Raw genomic sequence first — 258 nt, 5'->3', positions numbered from 1 at the left:
ACTAGTAAATTAGTTCCTGCTAGTCAGTCGATTGCATCAGGTGTAAATACATATACTACAGGTGTTGATAAAGTTTCTCAGGGCGCAAGTCAACTAAGTGAAAAAAATGCCACCTTGACAGGTAGTTTGGATCAACTAGTTTCAGGCTCAAACACCTTGACACAAAAATCTTCTAACTTGACAGCAGGAGTTGGTCAATTAGTTGAAAAAACTCCAGAATTAGTGTCTGGGATTGAAAAATTATCAACTGGCTCTAAC

General features: G+C 38.0%; 1 pseudogene. It reads left to right on the top strand.

The features are described from left to right. Window positions 1-258, top strand: a pseudogene (locus WKI42_RS10895) (hypothetical protein); the annotation flags it as partial.

The organism is Streptococcus pseudopneumoniae (assembly GCF_038148935.1).
GTDB classification, from domain to species: domain Bacteria; phylum Bacillota; class Bacilli; order Lactobacillales; family Streptococcaceae; genus Streptococcus; species Streptococcus pseudopneumoniae_U.
The sequence above is the reverse complement of the archived record's forward strand: the minus strand, read 5'-3'. Positions and strand labels throughout refer to the sequence as shown.